Here is a 22986-nt window from a genome sequence, read left to right as displayed (position 1 = left end):
GTTAAGAGGAGTAAGTTTAAAGATATATGAATGAATTTTTGCCTTTATTTCCTCTTAAGCTGGTTGCTTATCCCGGAGAACCTGTAAACTTGCATGTTTTTGAATCCAGATATAAGCAACTGGTTAATGATTGCCTGAAAGAAAATACATCTTTCGGAATTCCGGGCTATGTAACGGGAGTAATTGAATATGGTATTGAGGTGAAAATTGAAGAGCTTACAAAAACTTATGAGGATGGCCGGATGGATATTAAAACCAGGGGTGAAAGGATCTTTAAAGTGGAAGATTATAAAAATCCCTGGCCCGGTAAATTATATGCGGGTGGCCATGTGTCATATATTGAAAATAAATTTGATTCTACTGACCCCATAACCAAAGACAAATATTATTCCCTTATAAATGAACTTTTTGAATTACTTAATTTAAAACCTATCGATCCCGCTCTGGAACAGATTAATAGCTACGATCTTGCTCATAAAATTGGCCTTTCGATCAGTCAGGAATATGAGCTTTTAAAATTTACTAGGGAAAGTGAAAGGAAAAAGTTTATTGTAGATCATTTAGAGCATACTTTACCAGTGATTCGAGAGTATGAAAGGGCACGTGGAATAATAAAAATGAATGGCCATTTTAAACACCTAAAACCTCCCAGGTTTTAAGGTATTATTGTTTTAACTATATTGCTTTAAAATTAGCTCTTAATTTAGATATGGCTACGAACGTTAATCTGTCAGACCTTTCAATACTGCTGCTATTTCTGGTAGGAGGAGCAATCTTTACTATTGGAGGAATAGTTACCAGTCGATTGCTTCGAAATGATAAACCTAATAAAGAGAAAAATACTTCTTATGAAAGTGGGGAAGATCCCGTGGGCAATGCCTGGGGACAATTTAATCTGAGATTTTACCTTGTGGCTCTTATGTTTTTATTATTTGAAGTTGAGCTAATTTTCCTTTTTCCGTGGGCTACTGTTTTTGGTGATAAGCAGCTGATTGCTGAAACCAATGGTGTTTGGGGTTGGCTTGTATGGTTTGAAATGATGATATTCATATTTATACTGGTACTTGGGCTTGCTTATGCCTGGAGAAAAGGATTTATTGCCTGGGAAAAACCAAGGCAGTCTGTTTATTTATTTAAATCCCCTGTACCGGGAAAGTTGTATGAGGACTTCAATAAAAAAATGACTGAAAAGGAATATGGCAGAAAAAAGTGATGCATTCGGACAGGGTGGGGTAATTATTGCCAAACTTGACGATCTGATCAATTGGGCCAGGTTATCTAGCATGTGGCCGATGAGTTTTGGTCTTGCTTGCTGTGCAATCGAATTTATGTCTGCAGGAGCAACTCCTTATGATCTGGATAGATTGGGTATAGTGCCCAGAGCATCACCTCGACAGTCAGATGTTATGATAGTTGCCGGAACAGTTACTTTTAAAATGGCTGACCGTGTCAGACGTCTGTATGAACAAATGCCAGAACCCAGGTATGTTATATCAATGGGTTCATGTGCCAATTGCGGTGGGCCTTACTGGAAACATGGTTATCATGTGGTAAAAGGTGTCGACCGGGTAATTCCTGTGGATGTATACGTACCGGGATGTCCTCCACGACCTGAAGCATTGATCGGGGGCTTCATTAAACTCCAGGAAAAGATCAGAACTGAAAAGATGTTAGCTCCTAAAAAAATATTGAAGCTTTTGAAAAAAGAAAAAACAGTCTAATGGAATTTCAGCAAATATATCTTTTGTTGCTAAATACGTTTGGAGACGAGGTCATTTTAGAGAAAATTGAAAATTCAACTCCACAAGGTATCAAAGTTAATAAGGACAAAATCTTTGATGTTTGCAGGGAATGTAACATCAATAGCAATCTTTATTTTGATTCACTCTCCTGTCTTACAGGAATTGATAATGGACCAGAAGAAGGTACAATGGAGGTTGTTTATAACTTATACTCTATTCCCTATGGACATCAGTTAATGTTAAAAGTTGAAGTATCCCGAGATCTTAATAAGGATAATTATCCGACAGTTCCTTCGGTAACAAATATATGGCAAACTGCTGATTGGCATGAAAGAGAAGTTTTTGATTTGTTCGGGTTGAAGTTTGATAATCATCCGGACTTGCGAAGAATTTTGATGCCAGAGGATTGGGAAGGACATCCTCTTCGAAAAGATTATGAGGATATGGATAAATATCATGGAGTAAAAGTACCTTACGATGACAGAGAAAACCCTGCAGTATAAGTTTCATCCTGACAACCTGAGACGGTCCTCTCCGGGAAAATATAAAGAGGAAGACCTCAAAAGGGAGGAGATGATTATTAATATTGGGCCTCACCACCCGAGTACTCATGGAGTATTAAGGCTTGAAGTCCTAACTGATGGTGAAATTGTCAAAGATGTAGTCCCTCATCTGGGTTTCCTTCACCGATGTTTTGAGAAACATGCTGAAGCCCTTCCTTATAACCAGATCATTCCCTATGTTGATCGATTGGATTATGTTGCTGCCATGAATAATGAGCACGCATATGTTATGGGTGTTGAAAAACTATTGGGACTCGAAGGGCAGCTTCCAAAGCGGATAGAATATATCCGGGTATTAACAGCTGAACTCAATCGTCTTGCTTCTCATTTTATTGCAATGGGAACATATGGTATGGATATCGGTGCAATGACTGCCTTTTTCTGGTTAATGCGTGACCGGGAGATAATCCTTCGAATGTTTGAATGGATCAGTGGCGCACGTTTATTGTACAATTACCAGTGGGTAGGAGGTTTGTATTACGACCTTCCTGTCGGTTTTGAAGAGAGATGCTTTGAACTTATAGGATATCTGAAACCAAAACTTGAAGAGCTTGAAAAACTGATAATTAACAATAAGATATTCGTTGGCCGAACAGCCAAAGTCGGGGTGATGTCTATAGATACCGCAATAAATTTTGGAGTTACCGGGCCAATGCTTAGAGCTTCAGGTTTAAAGCATGATCTGAGGAAAGTTGATGGATATTCTGTCTATCCTGAAATTGATTTTGAGGTTCCGATTGGAGAAGGAGCAATGGGGACCCAGGGAGATTGCTGGGACAGAATGTGGGTAAGACTTGCAGAGTGTAAACAATCAATTGAGATTATTACACAATGCCTTGATAAACTTAAAAAGGACCATCGAAGAACCAGAGATTTTGATGCCTGGGCTATGGTGCCTAAAAAGATTCGACCAAAAGCACAGGACCTTTACATGAGGGCTGAAAATCCGAAGGGAGAGTTAGGGTTTTATTTCAGGGCTGATGGCAAAAGTGATGTGCCTTTCCGGTGCAAAGTCCGTTCCTGTTGTTATTCAAATCTTTCAGTTTTATCCGAAATTTCCAGAGGAGCTTACATAGCAGACCTCATCGCTATAGTTGGATCTCTAGATTTTGTACTAGGGGAAGTTGACAGGTAGTTAGCTTACGCTTGTTAGTCTCACTAGCTAACGCTTGTAAGTGAAATATTTTTAAAATATCATCTATATTTTAGTTTTTTAGCAATATTATTTTCTGATTGCCGCCTATTATTTAATTTTTTAATTCTTCTTGGATACCATATTTGAATTGTATTATTTGTGGTTACCTAATCATTCCTTACTCAATGGTGAGAAGATATTTTTTAGGGTTTTTAATGGGCAAATCGGAAAAAAATGAGTGAAAAAATTCAAATTTTTGACACAACCTTACGGGATGGTGAGCAAGTCCCGGGCTGTCAGTTAAATACAGCCGAAAAGGTGGAAGTAGCAAAGGGGCTTGAAAAGTTGGGTGTTGATGTAATTGAAGCCGGATTTCCGGTTAGTAGTCCCGGCGATTTTAATTCAGTGGTAGAAATTTCCAGGGCAGTAACTGATCCGGTGATTTGTGCTCTAACCAGGGCAAAAGTAATGGATATTAACCTTGCAGCTCAGGCTTTAAAATTTGCTAAGCGTCCCAGAATACATACCGGTATCGGAGCTTCAGATATTCATATTCAGCATAAATTCAAATCAACCAGGGAGAAAGTCCTGGAACAAGGGGTTTCAGCGGTAAAATATGCCAAGAAATTTGTTGAGGACGTTGAATTCTATTGTGAGGATGCCGGAAGAGCAAACCTCCAGTATTTAGCGCAAATGGTAGAGGCTGCAATAGCTGCAGGAGCAACTGTAGTTAATATACCTGATACAACCGGGTATAACCTGCCTGATGTCTTCGGACAGAAGATCAAATTTCTATTTGAGAATGTTTCCAATATTCATAAAGCAATTATATCAGTTCATTGCCATAATGATCTGGGGTTAGCTACAGCAAATACGGTTTCCGGAATCCAAAATGGTGCCCGCCAGGTAGAGGTTACAATGAACGGAATAGGGGAACGAGCAGGTAATACATCTTTAGAAGAGATAGTAATGATACTAAAAAGTCATCCCCACCTCGATTTTGAAACTAATGTAAATCCAAAAATGATTACTCCAATGAGTAATATGGTTTCAAGATTAATGAACATGCCGGTTCAACCAAACAAAGCGATTGTGGGTGCAAATGCGTTTGCTCATTCTTCCGGAATACATCAGGATGGATTTTTGAAGAACAAGGAAAATTATGAGATAATAGATCCGGAGGATGTCGGCGCCGGCGATTCAAATATTGTTTTAACAGCTCGGAGTGGACGGCATGCACTTAAACACAGACTTGAAAAGCTGGGATATATTTTCGAAAAAGATGAACTTGAAGTTCTATATGTAGAATTTTTGAATATGGCAGATCAGAATAAACAAATAGAAGATGAGCATCTGCATATCCTTGCAAAGACTGAAACTAAAATTATAAATAAACAAGATTAGACTAATGGGAAAAACCCTTTTTGAAAAGGTATGGGAACGTCATGTTGTGCATAAGGTATCCCCATCAACAGATCTTTTATACATTGACAAACACCTGATTCATGAAGTGACGAGTCCACAGGCTTTTTCTGGTATAGAAAAGCGGGGTCTAAAAGTTTTCAGGCCCGAAAATACTGTTGCAACTGCTGATCACAACGTGCCTACAAAGGATCAACATCTCCCAATCAGAGAAGCTTTAAGCCGTAAGCAAGTTGAAAAACTTTCTGAGAATTGTAAGAACCATGGCATTGAGCTTTACGGTCTAGGTCATCCCTACCAGGGTATAGTTCATGTTATTGGACCAGAATTGGGTATTACTCAGCCTGGAATGACAATTGTTTGTGGAGATAGTCATACAAGTACACACGGTGCTTTTGGTTCTATAGCGTTTGGAATTGGTACTTCCGAGGTTGAACAAGTATTTGCAACACAATGCTTGTTGCAGAAAAAACCAAAGACCATGCGCATAAAAGTTGATGGTGAATTGAAGAAAGGTGTGCTTTCAAAAGATATAATTTTATATATCATCAGCAAAATTTCTTCTTCCGGAGGGACAGGTTATTTTGTGGAGTATGCAGGTTCGGCTATCGAAAGTCTAAGCATGGAAGCAAGAATGACAATCTGTAACATGAGTATTGAAATGGGTGCCAGAGGAGGAATGATTGCTCCAGATGAAACGACATTTGAGTACATACAAGGCAAAGAGTTTGCTCCAAAAGGAGAGAATTTTGAAAAGGCAGTAGCAGATTGGTCACAATTAAAAAGTGATCCTGATGCTGAGTTTGACTCGGAATATGTTTTTGATGCAGCCGACATTGAACCGATGATAACCTACGGTACAAATCCTGGAATGGGAATTAAACTTAATGAATTAGTTCCTGCAGAAAGCGATCTTAATGATGAAAATGCCAGAAAAAGCCTGGCTAAATCATTAAATTATATGGGCTTGCATCAAGGTGAAAAATTAATCGGTAAACCTGTGAATTATGTATTTATAGGAAGTTGCACGAATAGCCGGATAGAAGATCTGAGATTGGTAGCTAATTATGTGAAAGGAAAGAAAAAGGCAGATAATATCACTGCACTTTTCATTCCTGGCTCAAAGCAGGTAGAACTTCAGGCGAAGGAAGAAGGCATAGATAAGATCTTTTCCGAAGCTGGGTTCGAATTGAGAGAACCTGGTTGTTCTGCATGCCTTGGAATGAATGAGGATAAAGTACCAGAAGGCGAGTATTGTGTTTCAACCAGCAATAGAAATTTTGAAGGAAGGCAGGGTCCGGGTGCAAGGACCTTATTAGCTAGTCCTTTGACTGCTGCAGCCACTGCAATTAACGGATATATATCTGTTGCTGAATAAAAAATCCATTTGACATGCAAAAAATATCAATAATAAAATCGACAGCTGTTCCTTTACCGGAAGATAATGTAGATACTGACCAGATTATACCTGCAAGATTTCTTAAAGCAACATCCCGGGAAGGGTTTGGAGATAATCTGTTCCGGGATTGGAGATATAATAGTGATGGTTCTCCTAAGGAAGATTTCGTCCTGAACAATGATAAGTTTCAGGGAGAAATACTTGTGGCAGGTAAAAATTTTGGAAGTGGATCAAGTCGTGAGCACGCTGCCTGGGCCCTTTACGATTATGGATTCAAGGTTGTGATTTCTTCTTTTTTCGCTGATATATTCAAAAGTAATGCCTTAAATAATGGTCTTTTACCGGTACAGGTTAGTGAGCAATTTTTGAATAAAATTTTTAAAGAATTAGAAAAAGATCCGGGTACAATTATTACGGTAGATCTTCCAGAGCAAAAAGTCAGCGTTGATTCTATTGGGTTATCAGAAAGTTTTGAAATTAGTGACTATAAAAAGAAGTGCCTGATAAACGGGTTCGACGATATAGACTATATTCTGACCCTTAAAAATGAAATAATAGACTTCGAAAAACAAAGAGTAAAATTTTCATGAGTGAGATAAAAAAAATTGCCGTTCTGGCAGGTGATGGAATAGGACCTGAAGTTTGTGCTGAGGCGGTAAAAGTACTTAAAGCTGTCGGTCAGGTTTGGGGTCACGATTTCCAATTTAATGAAGGGTATGTCGGGGCAGCAGCTATAGATGCAAAGGGGGATCCTTATCCACAGGAAACTCATAATCTTTGTTTGAATTCAGATGCGATCTTGTTTGGAGCAATAGGAGATCCAAAATACGATAATGATCCAAATGCGAAGGTAAGGCCTGAGCAGGGTTTGTTAAGAATGAGGAAAGCACTTGGACTTTATGCCAATATTCGACCTGTTACCGCATATGAAGCATTATTGGATTCATCTCCTTTAAAGCATGAGCGGATATCAGATACTGACCTTGTTATTTTCAGAGAACTTACAGGGGGTATATATTTTGGCAAGCCAAGTGGGCGAAGCGAAAATGATCAGGAAGCGTTTGATGCAAGCTTATATTCAAGACAGGAGATAAGAAGAATAGCAATAAAAGCTTTTGAAGCTGCAAAGAAACGAAAGAATAAAGTTACACTAGTGGATAAAGCAAATGTTTTGGCTACCTCAAGACTATGGAGAGATGAAGTCAAAGATCTGCATAAAAGCGAATATAAAGATGTCGAATTAGATTATTTGTTTGTTGATAATGCAGCAATGCAATTAATTCTCAACCCATCGTCGTTTGATGTGCTCTTAACAGAAAATATGTTTGGAGATATACTTTCAGATGAAGCTTCTGTAATTGGAGGGTCTCTGGGTTTATTGCCAAGTGCCTCGGTTGGAGATTCAACTGCTCTGTATGAGCCTGTTCATGGGTCTTATCCTCAAGCAAAAGGTAAAAACATTGCTAATCCGATAGCGACGATTTTATCTGCTGCTATGATGTTGGAAACTTCGTTTAACATGGTAGACGCAGCTAACTCCATTAGACAAGCGGTGAAAGATTCTCTCAATGAAAAAATTGGAACTGAAGATCTGTTTAAATCAAATCCTCATACAACTTCTGATGTGGGCGATTATATCAAAGGTAAAATCCTGAAGAAAGAAAAAGTTTAGTTATAAATTATAATTCTTAGTTGACTGTGCCGGATTAGCTTATGCTTTTCCGGTTTTTTTATTTAAATCAAAAATCATTAAAAAAAATAGCAATTATGGTTAAATATTACTTGAAGTTGAAGATAAACATATAAAAGACTTATTTTTAATCTTTTATAAGATGACAAGAGGAGTGATTAAAAAAACCAATTTGAATAATAAGCTAATTCTGATAATTCTTTTTATCACTGCATCTCTACATTCAATTAGGGCGCAGGGTGATACAACTCTTGTTATCAATGAAATTAATTACCCTGTTTATAAGTCCCTTGCAAGTGGTTATCTTCATACTGATCCTGATAGTGCTTTTATACTTGGTCAGATATTGGTCGATTATCTGGATGAGGTAGGGGATAATGAAGAGAAAATAGTCATCAAAGGTTACATGGCTATATCTGCCACTGAAACTGGAGATTTTAAGAATGCTGTATTGCTGACACATCAGAGTCTGGCCTTATTGGATGACGTTGAGGATCAAGTTGCAAAGCACATAGCCTATACAAATGCTGGTTTAGTTTATAAGAGTCTTGGTTATTATACAAAGGCAATTGAATATTATCAAAAAGCACTGGATTTTATAGAGACAGATAAGAAAAGCAGCAGATCTCTTGCTTTGGGACATATTGGAGATTGCCTTATAAATTTAGGTGAGATTGAAAAAGGCCTTCATTATATCCAGGAAGCCCATAAAATCAATATTGAATATGAAAGGCTGGAAACGGAATTGTTTTCTGCAAGTTACCTTATGAACGCCAATCTTAAATTGGGATATAATAATGAGGTTCTTGATCTATATCAAAAATACAAGGTAAGGGTGGATACCTCTGGAGAAACCCTGGCAAGAGTATATGTAAAGCTTGCTGCTGCAAAAGCATATATGAATACAGGAGGAATGGATAGTGCATTTATTCTGCTTCGGTCAATAGAAAGAGAAGCTGAAGAAATGAACTTGTATAATTACACAGAGGATATTTATAAACTTCTTGCTGATTTTTTTGAAAGTAAAGGATTAAGAGACCGATCTGATGAGTATTACAAAAAATATGTTGAGCTACTGACTGTAAACAGCAGAACAAAACGTGAGAGGGAAATTCAGGCCTTGCAAATGGGGTTTGATTTGGCTAATCAAGCTGAAGAAAATCAAAGATTATTAGAATTGGCTGAACTTAAAGACGCAGCTGCCAGAAGACAAACAATATATACCTGGATTTTTCTGGGATTATCTGTTGTGCTCGCATTCATTCTATACCGTTCACAAAAGATAAGAGCTGAATTAAGAGTAACTAATCAACAGTTAATCAATTCAAGGGAGCTGATAATTGATCAAAACCAAAAGATAGAACAACAGAACCGGGAATTAGAGGAGAAAGTTCAAAAGAGAACAAGGGCTCTTACCGGGGCAAACAACGAGCTGCGAACACAAAATGATCAGTTAGAACAATATGCTTTTATTACAGCGCATAATCTACGTTCTCCGATAGCACGAATGATTGGTCTTATTCAAATTCTCAATGGTCAGGATAAAAGTGAGCAGGAGAAAATATTAGGGCATATCAGAGGTGAAGCAAAAAGCCTGGATCAGATAGTTCAGGATCTTAACCAAATATTATCCATCAGAAAAGGAGCCGGGAAAGCCTATGAAGAAATTAATATTAAAAATTTCATTTTAGATTTAATTGAACCCTTCAAAAAAGAATTTAATGATATAGGAGGTGAACTTGTTGTAAATATTCCCAATGGAATCAAATGGAATCTTATCCCTGCATATTTCAAAAGTATCATTCAAAATCTTATAAATAATTCTTTAAAGTATAGAGATAGTCATAGAAAAATTCGTGTAGAAATTAATGTGGGAATAGAAGGCGGGGAACTAATTGTTAATATCATAGATAATGCGATTGGTATGGATATGGAGGTGGTAAAATCAAAGATCTTTGGGCTTTACCAGCGCTTTACTACTAATGTTGAAGGGAAGGGAATGGGGCTTTATATGGTGAAGCTTCAGGCAGAAGCAATGAATGGTAGAATTGAAGTGAAAAGTGAAAAAGGACTAGGTTCTGAATTTACTCTTCGGTTTCAGCATAATAGCTAGTTTTATAGATAGATCTTTTTGATTAACTTTCTGAAAACTGCTACTACATGATAAAAATATTGTCCTCCTCTCAAATACGAGAAGCTGATCAGCATACTATAGAAAACGAACCAATTGAATCAATCGATCTGATGGAAAGAGCCTCAGCGTCCTTTTCAAAATGGTTTATAGGGGAATTTCCCGGAAAATGTAAAGTTCATGTTGTTTCGGGAAAAGGAAACAATGGAGGAGATGGCCTTGCAGTTGCAAGAATTTTAAATCAAAATGGATATGAGGTAAAAGTTTATGTAGCATCAGAGGATGGGAGTGATGATTTTAATGCAAATTTTCAACGATTACCTGAAGGGGTAGAACGAAAAGTAGTAAGTGATTCCCTTGGAGTTATTGAGGGTGGTGTGTTGATTGATGCATTATTTGGATCAGGGCTAGACAGACCAATAGAAGGACGTTATGCCAAAATTGTAAAGGAGATTAATCAGTTCCCGGGTCAGGTTGTTTCAATAGATATTCCCTCAGGTGTTTATGCTGACAGTCCGGTAGACGGAGAACACGTAGTAGAGGCTACACATACAGTTTCCTTCCAGCTTCCCAAGTTGGCATTTTTTATGGCTGAAAATGAAAAGTTCGTAGGTGACTGGCATGTAGTTGATATCGGACTAGATCAAAGTTTTATAGATCATACTGATTCACGAGTTCACATGGTAACTTTAGAAGATGTCAGGTCTTTTTTGAAAAAGCCTTCAAAGTTTTCTCATAAAGGGGTTATGGGCAGAACAATGCTGATATGCGGATCTTCAGGTAAGATGGGAGCATGTGTAATAGCAGCGCGTGCAGCACTTAGGTCAGGAGCCGGATTACTTACTTGTTATGTGCCGGCGGTAGGCGAAAATATAATTCAGACTGCTGTGCCTGAGGCTATGGCTCTTGTTTCAACTTTTCAAGATTATCATGTTGAGGAAGTAGATTTTAAAGGAATGGATGCTGTGGGTATTGGTCCGGGGCTGGGAACCGAAGATCAGACTGAAATGGCACTAAGAAAGTGGATCAAACAGCTTGAGGTGCCGGCTGTAATAGATGCTGACGGGCTTAATATGATTTCTTCACGTCCGGATATCCTCAAACATGTTCCTGAAGGAACTATCTTTACTCCTCATCCTAAAGAATTCAGCAGGCTTGCCGGTGAAGCAGAGGATTCATTTAAGCGGCTGGAGATGGCAAGAAATTATGCGAAAAAATATAAAGTCATAATTGTATTAAAAGGAGCATATACAGCAGTTTGCGATACGGAAGGAAGTGTTTACTTTAATTCGACCGGAAATCCAGGGATGGCAACCGGAGGAAGTGGTGATGCACTAACAGGAATCATAACATCCTTATTAGGTCAGGGATATACTCCAAAAAGAGCAGCAATTGTAGGAGTGTTTGTTCATGGCCTGGCTGGTGATGAAGCAGCCGAAGACCTGGGGTGTATTTCAATGACCGCAACGGATATTATAGATTATCTTCCGGATGCATTCAGGCATGTTGAAATGAGATAAAAAAAGCTAAGAAGATTCCTCCTTAGCTTTATCAAATTTGTTTATGCTTTATTAAAATTCGCAGTTTCCTGGAGTCCTTGGGAAAGGAATTACATCTCTGATGTTTGTCATTCCTGTTACAAATAACATTAATCTTTCAAAACCCAGTCCGAAACCACTATGAACACATGAACCAAATCTTCTTGTGTCGAGATACCATTGCATGTGCTCTTCCTCGATATTAAAATCTTTCATCCTGCTGGTAAGTATATCCATTCGTTCTTCTCGCTGACTCCCGCCTACGATCTCACCAATGCCGGGGAATAATATATCCATCGCAGCTACGGTTTTATTATCATCGTTAACCCTCATGTAAAATGCCTTGATGTCCTTAGGGTAGTCAGTGACAATAACCGGTTTTTTGAAATGCTTCTCCACTAGATATTTTTCATGCTCTGATTGCATGTCTACGCCCCATTCATCTACCGGGTAGTTGAATTTTTTCTTTTTATTAGGCTTAGAATTTTTAAGTATGTCAATCGCCTCAGTATACGTGCAGAAGGCAAAATCATTATCTCTTACCATCTTAAGCCTTTCGAGAAGACTTAAAGCAGGACGCTCATTTGCAGGCTTGTTTTTATTTTCATCTTCCTCTCTTTTAGCAAGAAAGTTAAGATCATCTTCACAATTTTCAAGAGCGTAGTTTACCAGGTATTTCAGAAAATCTTCTGCTAACTCTGCGTTATCTTTAAGATCATGAAAAGCCATTTCAGGCTCAATCATCCAGAATTCAGCAAGGTGTCGGGTTGTATTAGAGTTCTCTGCACGAAATGTCGGGCCAAAGGTATAAATATTGCCAAGAGCAAGTGCAGATAATTCTCCTTCCAGTTGTCCGGATACTGTGAGGTTAGCTTGCTTCTCAAAAAAGTCTTCTTTCCAATCCACTTCTCCATCTTCTGTTAATGGAGGATTTTTAGGGTCAAGGGTAGTCACTCTGAACATTTCTCCTGCGCCTTCAGCATCAGAAGATGTTAGGATAGGAGTATGAACATTAAAAAAGCCTCTGTCATTAAAGAATTTATGAACGGCAAAGATCATAGCATGCCTGATCCTGTAAATTGCACCAAAGGTGGTTGTTCTAACTCTTAAATGGGCCTTTTCTCGTAAAAATTCCAATGAATGCTTTTTAGGCTGCAGAGGGAATTTTTCAGGGTCTGATTCTCCTAGAACATCTATATTTTCTCCCAGAATCTCGATAGCCTGTCCTGACCCTTTAGATTCTACCACCTCACCAGTTACAGAAAGGCATGCTCCTGTGGTGATTTTTTTTATCAATTCTTCACCGAACTTTTCAGTTTCTGCAACTATCTGAAGGTTGTGAATAGTTGAGCCATCATTAAGCGCAATAAAGTTGACCTGCTTACTTCCTCTTCTGGTTTTAACCCAGCCTTTCACGGTAACAGTTTCTCCTGTTTTGGGCTGGTCCAGCAATTCCTTAATTCGAATATAATCCACGATCTTTCTTTTTAGATTTTATGCATGCCAATTATTTGGCTTCTTTATAAAAAGGATACACAATTATAAATGAAATGCGTATTTTTAGCTAAATTTTCTGAATCACCTCAAGTAAGATTTATCAGAAGATAGAGGTGATTTAGTAATTTAAACTTCGCAAAAAAAGTATAAATTCAGCTTATTTTCAATGAAAAGCTAATTTATCACATTATTAGTATATTAGATTTTACTTTTAAACGGAATATATGCAAAAGTTAGGCTTATCGCAGGCGCTACAACAAAAGTTATCACCACAGCAAATACAGTTTATCAAACTGTTGCAGGTGCCTACTGCCGAGCTTGAATCGAGAATAGAAGAAGAGCTTGAGGTGAATCCTGCTCTGGAAGAGGGAAAGGAAGAAAATACAGATGATCCTCTAAATGAAGATTCTTACGAGGATGATTATGATGATGGTCCTGATATAGATGATTACTTAAGAGATGACGACTTTGCCGGTTATAAAATGCAAGGCGATGGTAGAAGTCCTGATGAAGAAGATAAATCAATGCCAGTAGTCGGGCAATCATCATTGTCGGAACAATTGATCAGCCAGTTGGGATTTACTGATCTGGAAAACAGAGAGTATCAGATTGGCCTGCAACTGATTGGTAGCATTGAAAGTGATGGATATATAAGAAGAGATCTTGAAGCCATAAGAAATGACCTGGCTTTTAGTCAGAATATTGAGACCTCGGTAGAAGAGCTTGAAGAAATATTAAAGATTATTCAGGAATTCGATCCTCCCGGAATTGCAGCAAGAGACCTGCAGGAATGTCTGACTATTCAATTGGAAAGAAAAAACGAGAACTTACCTGAAGTTAAACTAGCTAAAAAGATTATTCTTGTCTGTTTTGATGAATTTACCAAAAAGCATTATTCCAAAATATTGAAAAAACTCAATGTTGAGGATGAAGATCTTTTTAAAGATGCTGTAAACCTGATTACTAAACTAAATCCTAAGCCGGGCGGAGCCTCTTCCGGAATTGCCAGGACGCAATATTTAATGCCTGACTTCATTGTGACTAACAACAATGGAAACCTGGAGCTATCATTGAACAGTAAAAATGCACCTGATCTTAGAATCAGCCGATCATATTCAGATATGCTCGATGCTTACGACAAGAGTGACAAAAAGGATAAGAAACTTAAAGAAACTGTTACTTTTGTAAAGCAAAAACTCGATTCTGCCAAATGGTTCATCGATGCAATTAAGCAAAGACAGAATACATTGTTGTCTACAATGAATGCGATCCTTCAGTATCAATATGATTATTTTCAGGAAGGCGATGAAACCAAGCTTAAGCCTATGATTCTAAAAGATATTGCTGATAAGATCGGTATGGATATTTCCACAGTGTCAAGAGTAGCAAATAGTAAAGCTGTACAGACTGAGTTTGGAATATTTCCTTTGAAATACTTTTTTTCAGAGGGTATTTCTACTGAGAGTGGAGAGGATGTCTCAAGCAGGCAGGTCAAGCATGATCTGAAAGAGCTAATTGAAAAGGAAGATAAGAGAAAACCGCTTTCTGATGATAAACTGGAAAAGCTACTGAAATCCAAAGGTTATAATATTGCCAGAAGGACTGTGGCAAAATACAGGGAGCAAATGAATATTCCGGTAGCCCGATTAAGAAAGGAGATTGTTTGAATAAAAAACTAGCACTGATTTTTTCAACGATATTTCATCCGTTATTGGTTCCAGGACTATTGATTTGGAGCCTTTACCTGATGAGCCCCATGATCGTTACTCCTCTTACAGGAAAAAGCTTTTATGTTTATTTAAGAGTGGTGTTTTTGATGACAGGAGTATTTCCCTTGATTTTACTGCTGTTATTGAGAATGACCTATGTTGCTTTTCTTACAAGGTTATTTTTTTACAGGATCATTAAAAATCAATCGGTTGTTTCATTTTTACTTCAAAATAAGCCTTTACTGGTTTCTATTAGAAAGCATAAAAAAGGAAAAGCATTTACAATGCCATTAAAAAATGAAAGAATTTTTCCTTTCTTGATGATCAGCGTAATTTATTGCATGTCTTGTTACTTATTTGTTTTCAGGTTTAGTATTAATTCAGTTACAAATGCAATTTTTATTGCCATGACCTTATTGGTTATCCTCGTCACCGTCATTACGATTTTTTTTAAGATTTCAATACATGCGACTACATTATCGGCATCTGTGGGAATAGCTTTTGGATACGGGCTTTACTATCCTGTGGTAACTAATTATTTTTGGTATGTAGCTGTTATCGTTGCGATTTGTGGAATAGTTTCCACTGCAAGACTTGCGCTGGGTTCTCACAATCTGAAAGAAATTATTGCAGGATTGGTTCTTGGGTATGGCGTTGGTTTGACGGCAATGGTATTACACTAAAATAAAAAAACCGGATAGATATCCGGTTTCCTTAAGTTTTTTATGAAGTTTTTGTTTAGAAGATTCTCAAGGCAACACCTGCAGATGACTGTGTAGCATTAATAAATTCTGCTGGTGATTCATCGTCCTGGAATATTTTAGAGAAGTTATGTCTGTAGTAACCCATTACTCCTCCAAATCCAATTTTGAATACTGCTCCGTATCGGAATGATTCAAGTCCGTAATCTGACTTTTCTTTATATTTACGGGTATCACCTGAATAGTCATACTTTATTTTTGTTTTCCCACCTAAGGAATAACCGACATATCCTCCCAGGGCTACTTTAAAGCTTCTTCTATAGTCTGATTTATTTAGATGCCACATGAATTCTACAGGAACATCGATATAAGTTGTGAAAAAGCCTGTTTTTTTAATGCTACCATCAACTATCTCCGAAGTAGGGGAAAATACAACATCATTTCCTGTATCGACAAAAACATTGTTTCCATCATAAGATTGTTTTTCAACAGCTAATGCTAGTCCCGGATGAAAGGTAAGTCCTGAACCTTCTCCCAGATTAAATTGTAACTGGTAATTAAACTGAACCCTTTTTGAAGCCCACCAGTTCGAACTGATAGAATCAGGTTTGTCAAAAGTGAAGTTAAATCCAACTTCTGTCCATAAATTACCAGGCACACTATTCCATGGTGAGGTTTTCTCTTCTTCCTGACCAAATGAAACTGTATTAATGAATATAAAAAGTAAACTAAAAATGGTTAAACGCATGTTGCTAGTTTTTTGTGCTTTAAAACGTGGACAAAGATAGTATAATTGTAAAATTCTTGGGCATATTTTTTAAATAAGTCAAATATTTAATTACATTTGCACTCCCATTTGGTCAACTGCACTTAATTGCAGGGTGATCAAAACCAAGGACTCGTAGCTTAACTGGATAGAGCACCTGGTTACGGCCCAGGAGGTTGGGGGTTCGACTCCCTCCGAGTTCACTACTGCCCTGACATGCAAAGCATCGTCAGGGTTTTTTTATTGCCTGCAATATAAAAGCAAGAAATCTTTTCTTATCAAAAAATCTGTTAAAAGATGTAATAAAAAAAAGGACCACTAAATAGCGGTCCCTTTACTACAAAAACGTATTCTTATCAGTTACCAAATCTAAATGCTCCATAAATTTGACCATAGCTGTTTTTCGCATCTCCAAGGAATAATCTGGCGCCATCACTATCTGCGATTTTTGCCATACCAAGGTTGTATCTGGCACCTACCTGAAAATTTTCTCCAATATTAACTCCAAGACCTGCAAGAAAACCCCAATCAAAAGAGTTATAGTTATCTTTATCAACACTTTCTGAGAATTCTCCTAAATCTCCATCTGAAGTTATATCAGTTCCAACCAGGTATCCACCATAAACACCACCGTGTATTTCGGCAGCATCACCTAATTTAATGACAGCCATAACTGGTAGATCAATATAGTGCATATTGAAATCTACTTCCTGATTTAGCGATCCGCTACTAAAAGTAGAACTATTACCTTTTCCTGAATAAAGTAATTCAGCCTGTATTCCTAGTCCTTCATTAAGTTCCCATTGGCTAAAAAAACCTGCATGAAAACCATATCTGGCATTTTTATCATCTACTTCATCTGAGTAAAAGTTTGATGCATTAAATCCACCTTTAACACCATAAATCTGAGCATCTATAGCTGTGACTGATAAAATAAATAGTGCAATTATTAATATTCTTGAATTCATAATAGTTGATTTATTAAAGATTATAAATTATTTGGTTGCTTACATTAATCTTATAGCTCACCATCTTCAGCAGCTTCCTTCATTTCCTCGTTAGCGAAAATTGCCACTTCCACTCTTCGGTTTTGTTGACGGCCAGCTTCTGTGTCGTTAGTTGCTATGGGTTGGCTTTCTCCATAACCTACTGCTTGAAGACGATCAGTGTCAACTCCATGCGCAGCTAGATATTCAGTTACTCTGTTAGCTCTTTTCTCAGATAGAGCCTGATTGTAAGATTCAGAACCTGTGGCATCAGTGTGTCCCTCAATCAATATATTAGTGTCTTCATATTTCTTTAGGATTTCTGACATCTCATCAAGGTTTTCTTTTGTTGCTTCAGTAAGAGTGTATTCGTCTAATGGAAACATAAGACCTGAATCGAAAGTAATTTTAATACCCTCACCAACTCTTTCAACTTCTGCACCTTCAAGATCTTCTCTTAATTCTTCAGCCTGCTTATCCATATGTCTACCAATTAATGCGCCCGCAGTACCACCTACAGTAGCGCCAATAATTGCTCCGATCGCTGTGTTATCCGATTGATTTCCTATAATACCTCCGATTACAGCACCACTACCAGCACCTATTGCTGCACCTTTTTGAGTGTTGTTTGCTTTACATCCGAGAAATACTATAATGGAAATACTTAATAGTACTTTTGATATTGTTTTTAGATACATAATTACTTCTCGTTTTATTCTTCTAATTAAAAAACAAGAAGCCTGCCAATGAAAACATATCGAACAAATATCTGCTTAGAGCAAGATATTAAAGTTAGGATAATCTTCTTTTATTTGAATAATTAATTCTTTTATTGAAAAAATCATAAAGATAGATTTGAAGAAAATGCTTAGAGTGTAGAATTAATATATAGTAAGGGGAATTTTTTCCCCAAGCATCCAATTAATCATATTCTAAGGTTGGTTTCAGAACCTATCTCGGTTTAATTATGGAATGATTCTTTGGGTATTATATAAGTAGCTTTGAAGTATAGAAAATATTGAAATTATCTTGTTTTAAAGGTTAAAGAATATATAGTAGGACAGTTATTTATTTAATTAAACTAAAAATTTGGCAGGAGGCATTCAGAACAAAATGGCAAGGTGTTTATATCATTTATTGTATGGGTGTTAATTCTAATCACTAATAAAGCACTCCAGAGTCTTGATTCAATATTTATTTATTATATTCGAATTTATTATTTGAACTATAATATTTCAACGAACCGAAATCAGACATGTCAAAAAATGGATTATTGATTCTCGTAACATCTGTCGCTGCTCTTGGCGGACTACTTTTTGGTTACGATACAGGGGTGATCAATGGCTCCCAGTTTTATTTCACTAAATACTTTGAATTAGATTCTGTAATGCAAGGCTGGGTGGTATCCAGTGCATTAATAGGATGTTTTTTTGGTGCCTTATTAGCCGGGCCTTCTACTCGTATTATTGGTAGAAAAATTACTTTGATAATATCTGCTGTTTTATTTACAATATCAGCATGGGGTTCCGGGTTACCCGAAATTCTACCGGAATCTATTCCGTTATTAGTGACTTTCAGAATATTAGGAGGTCTTGGTATTGGTTTAGCCTCAATGGCGGCTCCTACTTACATTGCAGAGATAGCTCCGAAAGACCGAAGAGGTATATTAGTTACTTTTTACCAATTGGCAATTGTAACAGGTTTCTTCGTAGTTTTTCTTGCCACATATTTTATTGGAGCGAATTTTACTCCAACAGAAAATATAGAAGTAGGCTGGAGATGGATGTTCTGGTCTGAATTAATTCCATGTTCCTTATTTTTAATCCTGACCTTCTTTATTCCCCAAAGTCCAAGATGGTTAGTGTTAGCAGGGAGAGAAGATGATGCATTGAAAGTATTAAATAAGCTTCATGAACCGGAAGCGGCTCAAAGAGAAATCACCGAAATTAAGCAATCTTTACAAAAGGAAAGGTCAATTGAGAAAAAGGAAGTTTCTATCTTCCAGAAATCTGCCCTGGCGATTATAATTATTGGTTCTTTGCTTTCATTATTCCAGCAATTGACAGGAATAAACGCAGTACTATATTATGGTAGTGATATTTTTGAGAAAGCACTTGGTTTTAAACAAGAAGATGTGCTGGCACAGCAGATTCTTTTGGCTGCAGTAAACTTTATCTTCACCTTTATTGCAATGTTTACAGTTGATAAACTGGGAAGGAAACCTCTGATTATCATAGGTAGTTTTGGTATGCTTCTTGGATTTATTATGTTGGGTGGATCGCTTTACTTAAATCAGGTTGGTTTAGTGTCTTTGATAGGAGTTTTAATGTTTATTGGTTCTTTCGCAATGAGTATGGGGCCTGTGACATGGGTACTTCTTTCAGAAATGTTCCCTAATAAGATTAGAAGTATCGCGATGTCTATCGCTGTTGCAGTCCAATGGGCGGGAAACTATCTTGTCTCTCAAACTTTTCCTATAATAGCAAATAGTGAAGCCAATATTGAGGGCCCATGGAATAAGTCCCTGCCATATGTGATCTTTTCTGTTTGTATTATTCTTTTGATTTTATTTACTAAGAAATATATTATCGAAACCAAAGGTCGAAGTCTGGAAGAATTAGAAGATATCTGGGCAGAGAAATATGGTAAGATTGAATAGTTATTAAAAAATAATTAATCATTATCAAGCCTTGTCTTCCCGACAGGGCTTTTTTTATATCAAAAAAGAAAGTAGACTAAATAAATTACTGAACAACTATTTCCTTACAATATGATGTTCCCTGGGGACATTCAGGCGTTTCAGCCTTCATACACATGTTGTAAGTGCCCGGCATAAACTGGAAGAAAAATTGGTTGTCACCTGTCCCATCTTCAAATTCTGAAGCCAGTAGATCACCATTTTGATAAAGTTCCCAATTATAAGTAGTACTATCCATCCTGGTAAAATCTGCACTAAAAGTATAATTGTTATTTGTGGAGTCAGTAATGTTGAAGAAAAGCTGTGGGCATGGATCTTTGACAAAAATTGTATCGCAATACTGTGTGCCTTCCATACATTGATCAGTAATTGCTGCAATACAAACAGAGTATTCGCCAGGCTCAAATGTTTTGCTTAACTGATTGTCTCCCTGATATTCAATTCCATCATTTTCAATAAATTCGCCATTTATATACCATTGATACCCGGGGATGCTGTCTTTTAGAGGGAAATCAGCTATAAAAGTGTAGTTAAAAGCACTATCCGTCCGGATGGAATAAGAAAGTTGCGGGCATCCACTACAATTATTTGTTAATTCCAGAATTTCAAACTCGTTGTTGAAAGTCAGTATTGAGTCATAGCTGTAAACTAACAGGTTCTGTGGGAAATTCAGTTCTAAAAAAACACTATCCGGTTTAGTTTCCATGAAATCCAGGAATTGTCCGGCTGTTTCAAAAGTGGAATCATTTACATGTGTTGGGTAATCAAAATCAAAGCATTGAAGAAAGCCATTCAAAAAGTCTTCTTCAAAAGTATGAACTCCCAGTTCTTTCAAAAGGATATTAAATTCTTTTTCATTATTCACCGTTTGAATTGATCCTGCATTATCTATTTCGAGTGGAAATTTTATACTGCCAACATAAAAGTCAGCAGATTGGCTTTGTAATATTGAATTTAACCCTTCTTCATCAGTAACCTCTACAACTATTCCATTGGTATAAGCAATGTAAATTGGATAAACGAAAGTTATTTGGTCGCTCGCCACGCCACCTGAAAGTTCATTATAAGAATTTAAAAAGATTAATAGTGCGGTGCTTTCAGTGGTCTGAATTTGATTATCATTGGGAAGATCAAGATCATTATCCACACATGAAAAATATGGGATGATTGCTATTAGCAGGAGGATAATATTTTTTATTGATCTTTTCATTATTGTTAAGCAAGCACCAAGATAAGATTTTAATGTAACTCTGTCATTATTTATAAGGGGAAAGTAAAGGCCGCCGGGATCAGGAGCGGCCTTCGAATTATGAACAAAAAAGCAACTTAAAAACTAATTTCTTCACACAACTGATAGTTGCCACAATCACCATCAACTTGTTTCAGACATACAACATATTCTTCATCAGATTCAAAATACCAGGTGAAGGTATGTCCACTTTCGCTTCCTGCCCGTCTGGTTTTTCCACCCTGATAATCACCATTTATATAAACAGACCATGAATATGATACTGAGTCCATCGCTTCGAAATCTGCAGTAAAGGTATACGTTGAGTCGTTGTGATCTTTTGCATAATTAAATCCAAGCTGTCTGCACTTTATTGTTCCTGTCGAATCATTAGGAATACTATCAAATTGAACATAATAATTTTCGCAATAACTAACGCTTTCAGGACATTCCGGCGTTTCAGTAATAAGGCATATTTCATAATATCCTTCTTCTTCGAAGATATAATTAAAGTAGTTGTCTCCATTATTTTGATACCCATCGTTTTCAACGACTTCCCCGTTGACCATCCAACCATACCAGGCGAGTGAATCGGGATTGCTGATATTTGCAAAAAACTCATAATTTCTCGAGCTGAGTGCATTTTTAGTAAATGATAAATTTGGACAGCCGTAATTGATTGGGTCATAGGTGATGGATTCACAAAAAATAAGCTCACCACACTCATCGTTACTTGCTTTAATGCAAATTCGATGTGTTCCCGGATTAAACTGCCAAAAGAGTGTATAGTTAGCAGAGTCAACAGCGATTTGTCCCACAGGTTCGCCATCGACATACCACGAAAAAGGTGTTTCCTCCATCTTCTCGAAATCTGCAGTGAATATATAGACTCCAAATGAATCATGTTCATAGGTAAAATGTAATTCAGGACAGTGGAGGCTGTCAGTATCGGTTGAGTCGTTGTTTACAATTTCTCCATTACCGTCATTATGTTTGTCGTCAAAAGGATTTTCCTCAAAACAGGATGTAAACAGTAAAAAGATAAAGGCTATTAAGTAAGCCGGAAATTTAATGTGTGTCTTCATTTTTTCTCTGATTTAATTAGTGGTTGATTAATGGGTATCTCCCCGTTCTGATATAAAGACGCACGGCACCCGGCTTTACCCTACCCCCCTTTACTAAAAAAAATTAAATGATTTGAGAAAATAGGAAAATCGCATAGCTTTAAGTCTCAATTATGCTCGATAATAAAAAATCTGTTTGCGAAGAAAAGATTTTTGATTCCTTGTTTAAGAAGGAAGCAAGATCTCTATTTTCCTATTTGAGTTATCGTTTTGGCGATAAAGAGCAGGCTAATGATGCTGTTCAGGAAGCTTTCGTGAAGTTATGGGAGAAATGTGCTGAGATTCCTTTAGAAAAAGCTAAGGGGTTTTTGTATACTGCTTCAACTAATTTGATGACAAGTGTAAAACGCCACGAGCAGGTAAAGTTAAAATACAAAGAAAAGGCAGTAAAGGTAGATTCTGGCAAGTCTGATGTTCAATCTCCGGAATTTCTTATTATTGAAAAAGAATACATGGACAGTTTGACTCAGGCTATTAATGATCTCCCGGAGCGTCAGCGAACAGCCTATTTGCTCAATAGGGTTGAAAAGAAGACCTACAAAGAAATTGCCGAAATAATGGAAGTATCTACAAAAGCGGTAGAAAAATTAATGCACAAGGCACTTATTAAGATTAAAAAAATCTTAGATGAGGGGGTAGGGTAATCAAGGTGTTTAT

Annotated in this window: 21 protein-coding genes and 1 tRNA gene; 16 read left to right on the top strand and 6 right to left on the bottom strand. The window is 37.1% G+C overall.

Translation table 11 applies throughout. The features are described 5' to 3' along the window. Window positions 1-26 precede the first annotated feature (26 nt). The 11 genes from OO013_RS11130 (at window position 27) to OO013_RS11080 (ending at window position 11602) form a co-directional block, all read left to right on the top strand. The gene (locus OO013_RS11130; protein WP_266056885.1) at window positions 27-659 is read left to right on the top strand and encodes an LON peptidase substrate-binding domain-containing protein; all 633 of its coding nucleotides are present in this window, start codon (window positions 27-29) and stop codon (window positions 657-659) included. A 50-nt stretch (window positions 660-709) separates the two neighbouring features. Continuing rightward, window positions 710-1213, top strand: coding sequence for an NADH-quinone oxidoreductase subunit A (locus tag OO013_RS11125; RefSeq protein ID WP_266056884.1), 504 nt, complete (start codon window positions 710-712; stop codon window positions 1211-1213). Beyond that, window positions 1197-1721: an NADH-quinone oxidoreductase subunit B gene (locus OO013_RS11120; RefSeq protein ID WP_266056883.1), complete on the top strand. Its 525-nt coding sequence runs from the start codon at window positions 1197-1199 to the stop codon at window positions 1719-1721. Before OO013_RS11125 ends, OO013_RS11120 begins: the two co-directional genes overlap by 17 nt. Continuing rightward, on the top strand, window positions 1721-2245 hold the full coding sequence (locus OO013_RS11115; protein WP_266056882.1) for an NADH-quinone oxidoreductase subunit C: 525 nt from the start codon (window positions 1721-1723) through the stop codon (window positions 2243-2245). Before OO013_RS11120 ends, OO013_RS11115 begins: the two co-directional genes overlap by 1 nt. Further along, the gene (locus OO013_RS11110) at window positions 2220-3440 is read left to right on the top strand and encodes an NADH-quinone oxidoreductase subunit D (RefSeq protein WP_266056881.1); all 1221 of its coding nucleotides are present in this window, start codon (window positions 2220-2222) and stop codon (window positions 3438-3440) included. Before OO013_RS11115 ends, OO013_RS11110 begins: the two co-directional genes overlap by 26 nt. A gap of 234 nt (window positions 3441-3674) precedes the next feature. Further along, a complete protein-coding gene (locus OO013_RS11105) occupies window positions 3675-4844 on the top strand; it encodes a 2-isopropylmalate synthase (RefSeq protein ID WP_266056880.1) in 1170 nt (389 codons plus the stop codon). Between the two features lie 4 nt (window positions 4845-4848). Continuing rightward, entirely contained in the window at window positions 4849-6240 is a 1392-nt protein-coding gene (gene leuC / locus OO013_RS11100) for a 3-isopropylmalate dehydratase large subunit (RefSeq protein ID WP_266056879.1), read from the top strand. A gap of 14 nt (window positions 6241-6254) precedes the next feature. Next, complete coding sequence (leuD, locus tag OO013_RS11095) at window positions 6255-6851, top strand: 3-isopropylmalate dehydratase small subunit (protein WP_266056878.1); 597 nt, start codon at window positions 6255-6257, stop codon at window positions 6849-6851. Continuing rightward, a complete protein-coding gene (leuB, locus tag OO013_RS11090; protein WP_266056877.1) occupies window positions 6848-7933 on the top strand; it encodes a 3-isopropylmalate dehydrogenase in 1086 nt (361 codons plus the stop codon). Before leuD ends, leuB begins: the two co-directional genes overlap by 4 nt. Before the next feature lie 190 nt (window positions 7934-8123). Beyond that, window positions 8124-10064: an ATP-binding protein gene (locus tag OO013_RS11085; RefSeq protein WP_266056876.1), complete on the top strand. Its 1941-nt coding sequence runs from the start codon at window positions 8124-8126 to the stop codon at window positions 10062-10064. Window positions 10065-10111: 47 nt separating this feature from the next. After that, window positions 10112-11602 carry an NAD(P)H-hydrate dehydratase gene (locus tag OO013_RS11080; RefSeq protein WP_266056875.1) on the top strand — a complete coding sequence of 497 codons (1491 nt, stop codon included), beginning with the start codon at window positions 10112-10114 and terminating at the stop codon, window positions 11600-11602. A gap of 51 nt (window positions 11603-11653) precedes the next feature. On the opposite strand, the gene asnS is transcribed toward OO013_RS11080, so the two are convergent. Beyond that, a complete protein-coding gene (asnS, locus tag OO013_RS11075) occupies window positions 11654-13096 on the bottom strand; it encodes an asparagine--tRNA ligase (RefSeq protein ID WP_266056874.1) in 1443 nt (480 codons plus the stop codon). Window positions 13097-13341: 245 nt separating this feature from the next. On the opposite strand from asnS, the gene rpoN reads away from it, so the two are divergent. Together rpoN and OO013_RS11065 are read left to right on the top strand one after the other, a co-directional pair. Then, complete coding sequence (rpoN, locus tag OO013_RS11070; RefSeq protein WP_266056873.1) at window positions 13342-14784, top strand: RNA polymerase factor sigma-54; 1443 nt, start codon at window positions 13342-13344, stop codon at window positions 14782-14784. Then, entirely contained in the window at window positions 14781-15509 is a 729-nt protein-coding gene (locus tag OO013_RS11065) for a hypothetical protein (RefSeq protein ID WP_266056872.1), read from the top strand. Before rpoN ends, OO013_RS11065 begins: the two co-directional genes overlap by 4 nt. Window positions 15510-15564: 55 nt before the next feature. Here the strand turns inward: OO013_RS11065 and OO013_RS11060 are convergent, their stop codons facing one another. Then, window positions 15565-16275: a porin family protein gene (locus OO013_RS11060; RefSeq protein WP_266056871.1), complete on the bottom strand. Its 711-nt coding sequence runs from the start codon at window positions 16273-16275 to the stop codon at window positions 15565-15567. 147 nt (window positions 16276-16422) lie between these two features. Here OO013_RS11060 and OO013_RS11055 point away from each other — a divergent pair. Next, a tRNA-Arg gene (locus OO013_RS11055) sits at window positions 16423-16496 on the top strand. Between the two features lie 153 nt (window positions 16497-16649). Here OO013_RS11055 and OO013_RS11050 read toward each other — a convergent pair. Continuing rightward, window positions 16650-17261, bottom strand: a complete 612-nt coding sequence (locus OO013_RS11050) for a porin family protein (protein ID WP_266056870.1) — start codon at window positions 17259-17261, stop codon at window positions 16650-16652. A gap of 50 nt (window positions 17262-17311) precedes the next feature. Beyond that, window positions 17312-17977, bottom strand: coding sequence for a YiaD family glycine zipper/OmpA-like lipoprotein (locus OO013_RS11045; RefSeq protein WP_266056869.1), 666 nt, complete (start codon window positions 17975-17977; stop codon window positions 17312-17314). Window positions 17978-18534: 557 nt separating this feature from the next. Here OO013_RS11045 and OO013_RS11040 point away from each other — a divergent pair. Further along, window positions 18535-19938 carry a sugar porter family MFS transporter gene (locus OO013_RS11040; protein ID WP_266056868.1) on the top strand — a complete coding sequence of 468 codons (1404 nt, stop codon included), beginning with the start codon at window positions 18535-18537 and terminating at the stop codon, window positions 19936-19938. Between the two features lie 85 nt (window positions 19939-20023). Here the strand turns inward: OO013_RS11040 and OO013_RS11035 are convergent, their stop codons facing one another. Both OO013_RS11035 and OO013_RS11030 read right to left on the bottom strand, forming a co-directional pair. Beyond that, window positions 20024-21187 carry a hypothetical protein gene (locus OO013_RS11035; RefSeq protein ID WP_266056867.1) on the bottom strand — a complete coding sequence of 388 codons (1164 nt, stop codon included), beginning with the start codon at window positions 21185-21187 and terminating at the stop codon, window positions 20024-20026. A gap of 116 nt (window positions 21188-21303) precedes the next feature. Next, window positions 21304-22290: a hypothetical protein gene (locus OO013_RS11030; protein ID WP_266056866.1), complete on the bottom strand. Its 987-nt coding sequence runs from the start codon at window positions 22288-22290 to the stop codon at window positions 21304-21306. Between the two features lie 152 nt (window positions 22291-22442). On the opposite strand from OO013_RS11030, the gene OO013_RS11025 reads away from it, so the two are divergent. Then, window positions 22443-22973: an RNA polymerase sigma factor gene (locus OO013_RS11025; RefSeq protein ID WP_266056865.1), complete on the top strand. Its 531-nt coding sequence runs from the start codon at window positions 22443-22445 to the stop codon at window positions 22971-22973. The last annotated feature ends 13 nt before the right edge of the window (window positions 22974-22986 follow it).

This window comes from Mangrovivirga halotolerans (assembly GCF_026241165.1).
Taxonomy (GTDB): domain Bacteria; phylum Bacteroidota; class Bacteroidia; order Cytophagales; family Cyclobacteriaceae; genus Mangrovivirga; species Mangrovivirga halotolerans.
This window is presented reverse-complemented; position numbering and strand designations above follow the sequence as displayed.

Coding starts and splice junctions, on each gene's coding strand:
- OO013_RS11130 (WP_266056885.1), top strand. CDS start 27: ATGAATGAATTTTTGCCTTTATTTCCTCTTAAGCTGGTTGCTTATCCC.
- OO013_RS11125 (WP_266056884.1), top strand. CDS start 710: ATGGCTACGAACGTTAATCTGTCAGACCTTTCAATACTGCTGCTATTT.
- OO013_RS11120 (WP_266056883.1), top strand. CDS start 1,197: ATGGCAGAAAAAAGTGATGCATTCGGACAGGGTGGGGTAATTATTGCC.
- OO013_RS11115 (WP_266056882.1), top strand. CDS start 1,721: ATGGAATTTCAGCAAATATATCTTTTGTTGCTAAATACGTTTGGAGAC.
- OO013_RS11110 (WP_266056881.1), top strand. CDS start 2,220: ATGACAGAGAAAACCCTGCAGTATAAGTTTCATCCTGACAACCTGAGA.
- OO013_RS11105 (WP_266056880.1), top strand. CDS start 3,675: ATGAGTGAAAAAATTCAAATTTTTGACACAACCTTACGGGATGGTGAG.
- leuC (WP_266056879.1), top strand. CDS start 4,849: ATGGGAAAAACCCTTTTTGAAAAGGTATGGGAACGTCATGTTGTGCAT.
- leuD (WP_266056878.1), top strand. CDS start 6,255: ATGCAAAAAATATCAATAATAAAATCGACAGCTGTTCCTTTACCGGAA.
- leuB (WP_266056877.1), top strand. CDS start 6,848: ATGAGTGAGATAAAAAAAATTGCCGTTCTGGCAGGTGATGGAATAGGA.
- OO013_RS11080 (WP_266056875.1), top strand. CDS start 10,112: ATGATAAAAATATTGTCCTCCTCTCAAATACGAGAAGCTGATCAGCAT.
- rpoN (WP_266056873.1), top strand. CDS start 13,342: ATGCAAAAGTTAGGCTTATCGCAGGCGCTACAACAAAAGTTATCACCA.
- OO013_RS11060 (WP_266056871.1), bottom strand. CDS start 16,275: ATGCGTTTAACCATTTTTAGTTTACTTTTTATATTCATTAATACAGTT.
- OO013_RS11050 (WP_266056870.1), bottom strand. CDS start 17,261: ATGAATTCAAGAATATTAATAATTGCACTATTTATTTTATCAGTCACA.
- OO013_RS11045 (WP_266056869.1), bottom strand. CDS start 17,977: ATGTATCTAAAAACAATATCAAAAGTACTATTAAGTATTTCCATTATA.
- OO013_RS11040 (WP_266056868.1), top strand. CDS start 18,535: ATGTCAAAAAATGGATTATTGATTCTCGTAACATCTGTCGCTGCTCTT.
- OO013_RS11035 (WP_266056867.1), bottom strand. CDS start 21,187: ATGAAAAGATCAATAAAAAATATTATCCTCCTGCTAATAGCAATCATC.
- OO013_RS11030 (WP_266056866.1), bottom strand. CDS start 22,290: ATGAAGACACACATTAAATTTCCGGCTTACTTAATAGCCTTTATCTTT.
- OO013_RS11025 (WP_266056865.1), top strand. CDS start 22,443: ATGCTCGATAATAAAAAATCTGTTTGCGAAGAAAAGATTTTTGATTCC.